We start from the raw sequence: 7,378 nt of genomic DNA, 5'->3' as shown, positions 1-7,378 counted from the left end.
GCTTTGCTGTCGCCGTAGGTCTTTCCCTGGTCGAACGCCGATGCTGCGTAGTTGGTGTAGAACAGTTCGACTTTGTCGCCGTACTTGGCTTTGAGTGAATCGCCCACGGTGGAGAGCATTCCGACGGGGACGCTGGGATCGGCGTCGGATGTCGTTTCCCACGTTCCGGGGGTCATGGTCGCGAGAACATCGGTGCATCCGGAGGCTGCGGCCGAGGCAATCGAGGGGGCGGTGAGCGCAAGGGTGCCCGCTCCGATCGTGGAGATGACGAGTCCGCCTACCAGCACACGGAGGCTCATATCCGTCCATTTCGAGTGTTCGATGTTGAATAATGCTCGTGCGGTAAGCATTTGGTTACCTCATCTGCCGGGTGGACAATGCTCACCCGGCAGATGAGAGATACATTCGCCTCCTGCCGAGGTGATTCGCGCACAGTCTCACCTCAAAAATGGGGCACCGCAATGCAACTGTGGATAACTCTCGTATCCACCACTCGACTGTGGATAACTTGTTTTCTCAGCCGAAAACGCTATTGCGCAAGCGTTATTGCCAGTCGATGGAAATGGACTCGATCGAGTCGAAGTGCATGCCGTCGATGTCGCTGAACGAGTCGAAGTTCGCGTAGTTCAGTGATGCGTGGCGTTCGAGCACGGCGACCGCTGCGGCGTGATCACCACGAGCGACTGCGTCGGCCAATGCGCGGGAGTCTCCCTCGTCGAGCAGGTCTCCCCCGACTCCGTCGAATCCCATGACCTTTTTCTGTCGGTAGTCGTAGCCGATGCTGTCTCCGCTGCGGGCGTGAACTGTTGCTCGGACTACGACTTTCGCGCGGCGCTGGTTCCCGGCGCGGTCGACGATTCCGGCGCGAGCGAGAGTTTCGCTCACGCGAGCATCTGCGAGTTTGCGATTGGCAGCGCCGCGCAGCTGGTTCGTCTTGCCTGACTGCCAGCGAGAGACCGAAGCGGGCGAGCGGCCGACGACGGCGGCGACGGCGCGCACTCCCCCGAGACGGTCGATCGCGGCTCGGCGTTGCGCGTTGGCGGCAACGTCCGGGTGCGGAATCCGTCCATCGTGTACCCACCGTCGCAGGGTTCGATCTGACGGGGGTCGTCGTCCGGCGTCTATCGCGGCTTGGCGAAGTCCTTCGGCACCGATCCGTGTTCGTACATCGCGGATGCTGCTCAGCTGGGAAAGCTGATCGATTCCGGCGTCTGCGCTGGCATCTCCGAATCCTGAGACGGCGTTGTCGTTGACGCGGACCGGTGTGCCGCCGATGCGGGTTGTGCTCTGACCGGGCGGGGTTGTTCGCGGCCGGGGGCGGTGTTGTCTGGCCATCTCAATGTCCTTCGCGGTAGGCACGGGCCAGGATGTCGCGGACCTGAACGCCTTCGTTGGCGCTGTAGAGATCCTCGATGATGCTGCCGCTGAGTGGTGTTTGTTTTTCGATCGTCAGCTTGCCCAATGCGGTGCTGTCGTCCGCGATCTGGTCGTCGTCGGAGATGGCGTAGACCCAGGAGTCGGTCACGGTGCGCAGGGGCCAGCGGCCGGTTTCGCGGGCGATGCGCATTGCCGCGCGGCGACCTCTCCACCGACTGTGGGCCATGATCGACGCCCGCCACAACGGCTGATGGTGATGCTGCATTTTCGTCGATGTCCACATGTCGGGGTTGAGCATCCGGCCGATGTATCCCTTGTAGCAGGCGGCTGTGAACTCTTTCATCGGTCGGTCGTCGGTGGTTGCGGCGATCTGGCGTGCGGTGCGCAGTGTCGCGGCCCAGCTTTCGAGTGCTCTGCCTTGCTCGGCGTAGATCCAGGCTTCGGAAATGGCGAGATCGTCGACGTCGAGCCCTGCGCCGCCGTCGACGACGGGCGAGGTCAGTCCTTCGAGACTGACGGTGGTGACCCACGTGCTGACGGGCTGATCGTCTCGCATGTGCGGGTGCGGAAGCGGCAGGCGTGCGGGCAGGTTCAACGACGCGGCTGCGGGCAGGGTGACGAGCCAGAGCCCGAAGGGGCGTTTGGTCTCGCGTGCGGCGGTTTCCGCTTCGTCTGCGAAGATGTGCCGCGATGTGCCGGTTCCGAAGGTGAGCATTCCAGCGCTGGCGAGGTAGGCGGCGCGCTGATCGATCGTGACCAGTTGGGTGGTGTCGTCGAGTTCCCCTGGCTCGGGCAGACGTGTCCAGAGCACGGCCGGTTCGAGGTCTCCGGGTCGCTCGTTGTCGAGCGGGGGCACTGGTCCTGCGGTGTTGACGATGAGTCCTTTACCGGTGCGTTTGCGTTCTCGTCTGATCTTGTCGAGGACGGCCGCGCCTGTACGTGCACCCGTGTGACCAGGCAGAACACCAAGGTTCTTCACGCTCCACGCCAACCGCCGGCCAAGTTCTCGGGCAGCGTCCGCGTCGGCGCTGGGCAGTTCGGTGTCGCGGAGTTCGTCGTCTGATTCGGTTCCGAGGATGCCGAGGGTGTCGCCGCTGTTCCACATCGTCCACGCGTAGGGCTCGAGGATGACATCGACCATCGCTGTCGACTTTCCGACTGTGTGGGAGAGGTGGATGCGGTGGCCGGGTGTTCCGCGCAGTTCCCATCCGTCCGCGAGCATCGGTTCGAGAGATGTGCCGATGAGGTGTTCGAGCTGTGTGCAGGCGTCGGTGCGTAGCTGTTCGGGCGTTGCGTCGTCTTCGCTGCCGGGATCGATCATCCAACCCAATTGTTCGCAGGCGTCCATTCCGACGATCCATACCTGTGCGGGTGCGCCCATGGGTTGCAGACCAGCCCAGCCGATGAGCTTGGCAAGTTTCGCGATCGAATCGACGGGTCCGGTCAGGGGGTGCCCGGAGGGGCGGCAAGAGCCTTCGGCGGAGACGACGATGGCGTGCCCGTCTGCTTCCTCACCCGCTGGCAAGCGCTCCCACATTGGCGGTGAGTGCGCGGCGTCAGCGGTATTGGATGCAATGTCGGTCTCTGTTGCTGACGTGTCCGCAACGGCGTCGGCGGAAGCATCTTCTGTGGCGGTCGTTGCTGCAACGACCGTTTCGGCGCTGTCGTTGCGTTCGTCGTTGCGTTCGTCGTTGCAGCCGGTCGTTGCATCACTGTCCGCGAGGTCGAAGAGCGCGATCTGTTCCGCAATTTCTGGCGGGGATTCGCCTTTCGGGCCCATCAGCTGTGCACCAATTGCGCGGTGTTCTCGATGTCCTCGTTGCGGGCGTTGCCGAACGCCATGTCGGGGAGTTGGTCGAGGGTGGGCAGCGGCGGGATGGTGAAACCAGCCGCAATGGCAGCTTCCTCAGCCCTCTTGTACCGGCGCATTGCGGTGCTTGCTGCTCGCACGTGGGTGGCATCGGCCAGCTCGGCGAAGGTCAGGTGCGGGCGGGTGATCTTGAGCCGTGCGGTTTCCTTCACTTCCGGGTCGAGGTCGGCGGTGTCGATGAATGTGAGGAGCTGTTCCACCGTCTGCGGTTCAGGCAGTACCGAACCGGCTGCGAAGTCGTCAGGGGTGGATTCAGGGGCGGGAATCGACGGAGAAGCAGCAGCAACGTCTGGTGCAACGTCGCGGGTCGTATCGATAGGTACGGCGTCCGGTGCGACGTCTTCGGCGGTGTCGACAGGCACCAGTGCAACGTAGTCGACCGGGGCAACTCCATTGCTCACGTTGCTCGGTTCGGTGTCGATCTCGATGCGTGCAACGACCTGCTCATCGACGGTGTCGAGGGACGCTGTTGGGTGGTCCGCGGATCGAACGAGTTCGGAGTATTGCGCGTGCGCGGCACCGATCGCCTTGATGAGAATCCCAACGCCATGAGTGAAGGCGAGGACCAGCACGGGCGGGATGATCGCAATAGCTGCTGCAACAGCCGGAGCCAGCGGAACGAACCCGAGCACTCCCCCACTGTCGACTGTTGCTTGCGCCGCAACGGCGGCGTGAAACGCGTGATAGGCGTTGCCGAGGATGCTGATTGCCACGACGCCGACAGCGAGCGCGATGTAGAACCGCTTGTCCCACCGGTTCACCTTGAGCTTGCTCAGGATGACGATTGCGATCGTTGCGCCGAAGATTGCGCTGTCCACAATCGCGGGGAAGATCCATGTCAGATGCTCAGGTATCAACGCCTGCCGTGCGAGGTCGCGTTGCACGGCGAAGGAAAGCACAAATGCGCCGGTGGTGATACCCAGCGCAATGAGAATTGCAACGACAAGCGCAACGAGCAACGCGCCTAGCTGGATGCGTGCTGCCCTGAGGCTGAAGTTGGTTGCGGTCCGAATTTCGTGTGGTTTCTCTGCTGAGTGATTCTCTGTGTCAGCCGAATCGGTTCGAGGGGCGCTCATCGCGACCACTCCCCCACTGCCGGTGTGATTTCGAGTGCGGCATCGAGTAGCCCGCAGATATGCTGGTGCATGTGGTCACAGGTCCATTCTGTGGTCATCGACCCTGGCGGTGTTGTAGCACTGCCAGGGTTTTCCTTTAGAGGTATGACGTTGCAGCGCTTAAGGGTTACAGCGTTGTAGAGCTATAACTCTCAATACCGTCGTCGTCCCTCTCCCGTATGGGCGGGTGCCCGAAGTACTAGCTCGCGAACGACCTGGTCAGGGGTCATTTGTTCGGCCAGACGCGCAAGGGCGAGGCGGACCACGGCGCTTCGTGAAGCATCTACGCGTGGCTTCGATCGTCGTCCTGCAATGCGTGCGGATTCGAGGAATTCGTCGCTCTGCGGATCGAGGTAGATCGAAGCCTTCTCCAGCGGCTGAGCTTCAACCTGCAAAGGCTTCGCCTCTGCTACTTTCGGCGCCGGCTGCTGTACTGGCGCGACAGGCTTGGGCGTGAGGGGCAATTCGACAACAGGCGGTGCTTCGACCGTCGCCGGTGTGGGCGCGGGCGCGGGCGCGACGACAGGTTGTGTGCGCGGTGCGTTTCTCGGCGGCGGAAGTCGTCGGCCGACGCGAGTCCGCTTTGCATCGAGGGCGGCAAGGCCGTCCATCGGGTCATTCATGGACATATCCCTTCACGAAGTCGGCGATCTTGGTCATTGCTTCCGCAACGGGCTGTAGGGACCTCGAAGGCGGCTCTTCGGCCGTGATCGCCATGCGCTTCTTTCTCGTCCCGACAGTAAGAACCGCGGGCACGAAAGGCGTGACCTGCACAGGTGTGCCGGAGACGATCTGCCGCAGTCGGTCGATTTCCGCTTGCGGTGGGGTGCGGGGAACGAAGTTCGGGACGATAGCCAGCGGATAGTCGGCGGCTTCCTTGACGAACTGTTCCGTTCCGTCCAAATCGAGCGTCCTGAGAGCTGTCGGCGTCAGGACGAGATCCGCAACGGACATCGCGCCGTGAGCGGTGCTACTGGCTCCGGGGTGAGTGTCGACAACCACGTACTCATCCCCCCAGTCGCTTGCCCATTGGAGCAACGACTCGGCCATCCGCTCCTCAGACGGCGGATACACGTACAGATCCGGGTGCCCAGGCAAGAGTCGAGCCTTGTTGTGTCCCTTGAGCAACTTCGGCGTCTTCCCCGACTCGAACGCTTGAAGCATCGGAGCCCGGAGGCGTTCCTCGTGCCGGTACCCGAACTTGCGGGTCACTCCCCCCCCGTCATGTTCGGTGTCAACGAGCGGCGCACCGAGGAGGTAGGCCAACTCGTAGGCGATGGTGGATTTACCGACACCACCCTTGCGCGAATGAAGGACGATGATCTTTGCCATTCCAGTATCGTAACTGCATAACCCTACAACGGTCAAGCGTTAAAGCGTTCTGGCGTTTTAGCGCTACAACGTTAAGGCTTTCAAGCGCTATGAAGGCAGAATTTTCCAGCGTTACGGCGGCAGAACTCTCAACTGCAACCACGACAGCGTCATGGCGCTAGAACGCTATGCGGGCATTGGCGTTGCTGTGGCATCCAATGCGGACCCCGGTGGCAACCCAGCGAGTTAGCAATAACCGGCCACTGGCCATCCACCCTTTTCCGGGGGTGCACGGCGGCGAGTGCGACCATCCATTTTGGATAATTTCGCTGGTAGAACCACTAAACGCTATGCCGTTCTAACGCTATAACGTTATAGTACTGAACACCTATGGTGCTTCCCGGTTGCAGCGCCAATTTTGTAGAGTTATCGCGTTGTAGCGCTGTAACTGTATAAAGCTGTTGAGTGTCGGACTTTCTGGGATGGATGGAGATCCGCCGGACTGGCGGGGCCGTCTATCGCAAGCTCGGCTCTATCGATCTGGCACGATGAACCGCCGTCGATCACTGGCTGCTGTATTCGCCCTTTGCCTGAATGTGAATGTTGTTTCGTCGACGAGGTTGCTTGTGGCGCGGTTGGTTGCGCGGATGCGTGTGGTGTCGAATGCGTCGGTAGGGGCGTTCCCGTAGGCGAAGAGAGTTGTGTGTCCGAAGATTTGGGATCGTGCGGCGTCGGTGGCCACGATCTGGGTGCTGCGCTTCGTTTCGGGTGTTAATCGGGTGATGATGGCGCGTGAGACGCCGACGATGCGGATCGTGATGCTGTCGGCCGGCCGACAGGCGAAAGCGGATGTCTTCTTCTGAGCGGCAGGGGTCTTCGGCCGCGTAGTCCACCGGACGTGTGCATGAGTGGTCATTGCTCGGTCCTTCACTGTGAATGGGCTGGCGGATTCGATGGCGCGAGAGATCCGCGTGACTATCCACCGGCGGTCAATCACGCGGATCAGTCGAGATCGAGCACAGTTTGCAGTGCCTCTTGAACTGCCATCAGATCGTTGTGCAGCAGATGTCCGACTTTTTCGCCGATCCGGTCTTTGTCGGCCGCGAAGGTCTGTTCGACGAGTACGCGAGTCTCGGTGCCGTCGATATCGACGACGTGCCGGAACGAGGAAGGCTGTGCGGACGTCGATGTTGGTGCAACGAGGACTGTCGAGAGTGTCATCAGATCGTCGTTTTGGAGGATGATGCACAGTCGTCCGCCTTGCTGTTCGCGGCCGACTGCTTTCCTGTTCGGTTTCAGTCGATAGATGTCACCGCGAAGCACGTGCGTCCTCGGCGTCGGCAAGAACGTTCTGCATCTCTGCGAGATCTTCAGGACTGGAAGACAGTCGAGCCGCTTCTTCGCGAAGTTGGAGCCTTTTGATTTCCTTCGCGTAGCGCCGGATCGCTGCCCGAACGAGGTCAGACTGGGTGCCAGCTCCTGAAAGATGTCGGCTCAGAAAGTCGAGGGCATCTTGTTCGCGGCTATCGAGTCGCACGCTGATTGTGCTCATATGACCACCATACGCTCGTCATACGAACTGTCATACAAATTGTGTGGGCGTTTTGTTCAGCCATTCGCCGGACGGGACGTTGGTGGCAGTTGCTCGGAGCGGAGGCCCCGAGTTGCTGATTGGGACTCCGATGCTGGGCGTCGACGTACGGAT

At 61.3% G+C, this 7,378-nt stretch carries 8 protein-coding genes and 1 pseudogene; all 9 read right to left on the bottom strand.

Annotated features, from left to right (window positions below):
• Window positions 1-299 (bottom strand): annotated as a pseudogene (locus RhoBH5_RS30895) (cutinase family protein); the annotation flags it as partial.
• Between the two features lie 244 nt (window positions 300-543).
• Window positions 544-1,335, bottom strand: coding sequence for a hypothetical protein (locus tag RhoBH5_RS30890; protein ID WP_270009386.1), 792 nt, complete (start codon window positions 1,333-1,335; stop codon window positions 544-546).
• Window position 1,336: 1 nt separating this feature from the next.
• On the bottom strand, window positions 1,337-3,157 hold the full coding sequence (locus RhoBH5_RS30885; RefSeq protein WP_270009385.1) for a hypothetical protein: 1,821 nt from the start codon (window positions 3,155-3,157) through the stop codon (window positions 1,337-1,339).
• Window positions 3,157-4,206: a DUF2637 domain-containing protein gene (locus tag RhoBH5_RS30880; protein WP_442972494.1), complete on the bottom strand. Its 1,050-nt coding sequence runs from the start codon at window positions 4,204-4,206 to the stop codon at window positions 3,157-3,159. The genes RhoBH5_RS30885 and RhoBH5_RS30880 overlap by 1 nt, the downstream gene beginning before the upstream one ends.
• A gap of 308 nt (window positions 4,207-4,514) precedes the next feature.
• Window positions 4,515-4,985, bottom strand: coding sequence for a hypothetical protein (locus RhoBH5_RS30875; RefSeq protein ID WP_270009383.1), 471 nt, complete (start codon window positions 4,983-4,985; stop codon window positions 4,515-4,517).
• Window positions 4,978-5,694: a ParA family protein gene (locus tag RhoBH5_RS30870; RefSeq protein ID WP_270009382.1), complete on the bottom strand. Its 717-nt coding sequence runs from the start codon at window positions 5,692-5,694 to the stop codon at window positions 4,978-4,980. The genes RhoBH5_RS30875 and RhoBH5_RS30870 overlap by 8 nt, the downstream gene beginning before the upstream one ends.
• Before the next feature lie 511 nt (window positions 5,695-6,205).
• Window positions 6,206-6,589 (bottom strand): hypothetical protein, encoded by a 384-nt coding sequence (locus RhoBH5_RS30865; RefSeq protein WP_270009381.1) that lies wholly within the window; start codon window positions 6,587-6,589, stop codon window positions 6,206-6,208.
• A gap of 86 nt (window positions 6,590-6,675) precedes the next feature.
• Window positions 6,676-6,996 (bottom strand): type II toxin-antitoxin system PemK/MazF family toxin, encoded by a 321-nt coding sequence (locus tag RhoBH5_RS30860; RefSeq protein ID WP_270009380.1) that lies wholly within the window; start codon window positions 6,994-6,996, stop codon window positions 6,676-6,678.
• Window positions 6,983-7,225, bottom strand: a complete 243-nt coding sequence (locus tag RhoBH5_RS30855; RefSeq protein WP_270009379.1) for a hypothetical protein — start codon at window positions 7,223-7,225, stop codon at window positions 6,983-6,985. The genes RhoBH5_RS30860 and RhoBH5_RS30855 overlap by 14 nt, the downstream gene beginning before the upstream one ends.
• Window positions 7,226-7,378: the final 153 nt, after the last annotated feature.

This window comes from Rhodococcus sp. BH5 (assembly GCF_027583855.1).
GTDB classification, from domain to species: domain Bacteria; phylum Actinomycetota; class Actinomycetes; order Mycobacteriales; family Mycobacteriaceae; genus Rhodococcus_F; species Rhodococcus_F qingshengii.
The sequence above is the reverse complement of the archived record's forward strand: the minus strand, read 5'-3'. Positions and strand labels throughout refer to the sequence as shown.